This window comes from Niameybacter sp. (genome assembly GCF_036655075.1).
GTDB lineage: Bacteria > Bacillota > Clostridia > Lachnospirales > Cellulosilyticaceae > Holtiella.
Genome location: NZ_JAVVQU010000106.1, coordinates 1 through 1,856 on the forward strand (window position 1 = coordinate 1; position 1,856 = coordinate 1,856).

Here is a 1,856-nt window from a genome sequence, read left to right on the forward strand (position 1 = left end):
TTTACTATACTTTATTTTATTAAGCTTTCTTTTACTATTCCTTTTTTTCTCAGAATTTTTTTGGAATATTTAGTTTTTTTCTTTTAAATACTTTTATATATTTTTTCTCTAACTATATTTATCTATATATATATATTATGTAACTGTTCAGCCACTCTTAAGCAAAAATAAAATTACATTCACCTAAGTGAGCCTTTTTCAAAGCGAGCAATGGACTTTTGCCATGTTTCTTAGCTGTACCTATATAAGACATAATGGTGAGGAAATTCTGTGCACCCTCTTTTGTTCTAAAGCACCCTGAAACTTTGGTTTTAACCTTTACCATACGTACATCACGTTCAGCCTGATTATTATCAAAGGGTACGTTAAAGTTTTTGACAAATAGGCATACTGCCCCCTCGTAGTCAAAGAGACGTTCTATTAGGGATCGGATTTTCCCTTTACCTATTCGACCTCTTTTACCTGGTATTTTTTCAGGAATTGGATTAAGTTTTCGTGCCTTTTCGATAATGCTAAGGTAGGATTTTCTAAATCCAAGTGTATAGTAGTAGCTCAGATTTTCTTTACCCATAAATACTGCTTTATCTCGTACTTCTTTCATTTTAAGCAGTAAATCTAGCATATCTTGAGCCCATACATGTTCATCGTGATTTTCAATTACACCTATCAGCTCTCTTAGCAAATGGGCACAACAAACAGCATGAGTTGCATGATTATACTTCCAATACGATGCCCAACAATCATGAACGGCTATCCCTTCAAAGTTTGGAAGGACACCACTTGATGTAATACCCTCATGCCCCCTTTTATATTCTACTGTAAGGTAAGTGTAATGACTGTTGGAGGCATTGTGTACCCAGCATGTTTTTCTATCAACTCTCGTTCCAGTTTCATCAAAGTGAACAATAGGAGAGGCAATAAGACGATTCTTAACCTCTTCAATAACAGAAGTAAGCTTGCTGGCACATTCAGCCACCATCTTATGAATGGTCCCTGTACTGATAGGGATGCAGAATAAGTCACTTAAGAGTTCATGGGTACGTGAAATGCTCACCATACCAACTGTGTTAAGTGCTACAGCTAAAGTTTGTAGGTTCAAACCATACTGCATTGTTGACTTGATATAATCTGGAAAAGTTCCAGCTATAATACCATGATTAAACTTAGGACACTCATAGGCAAGAACTTGGTGAAGGGTAACTTTTGTTTCAATAACAATATCTACCTCATAACGTTTGCCTTTGATGCCACAAGATGTACAACTACCAAATAGTTCACAGCCTTTACAATGCTTTGGTATATGATTAATCACAGTATCAGGTTCTTTAGTGATAGAAAAACTTGTTCCTTTATGACCCTTTTGAGCGCCTTGATTCTTTCCAGAAGATTTACGAAGGCTCTTAGATTGTGGCTTGTTGAATCCGTCCGTTGAAGGTGGTTTAGAACTATTCTTACTATTTTTGTTAAGTTGCTCTCGAAGCTTTGCATTTTCTTCTCGTTGGAGGAATAGCTCTTCTTGTTGCTTAGCAATAGTTTCAGTAAGCTTATTAATAGTGGCAGTTTGATCCCTTACTAAAGTAGTAAGTGTATCTAATTTATCGAATAACCTTTGGATAAAATCTGGTGTATACTCATTACTCAAACTGCTCACATCCCTTCAAAATAATATACTTTAAGTATAAAAGATTAAGGAGTGAAAATACCAGTTGATAACTAAATTTTTATGTTAATAACTGGCCTTAAAAATACAATTATAACCAACTATTATCCACAGTGAAATTTAGTGTGACTGAACAGTTACTAATTTTCTTTATTTTTCATCCCTTTTACTCTAAGCAAAAAAGAGTATTCTCTTT

Annotated in this window: 1 protein-coding gene; it reads right to left on the reverse strand. The window is 34.6% G+C overall.

The features are described from left to right. Positions 1 to 157: 157 nt before the first annotated feature. Positions 158 to 1,642, reverse strand: coding sequence for an IS66 family transposase (gene tnpC, locus RRY75_RS14165; protein ID WP_332717428.1), 1,485 nt, complete (start codon positions 1,640 to 1,642; stop codon positions 158 to 160). Positions 1,643 to 1,856 lie beyond the last annotated feature (214 nt).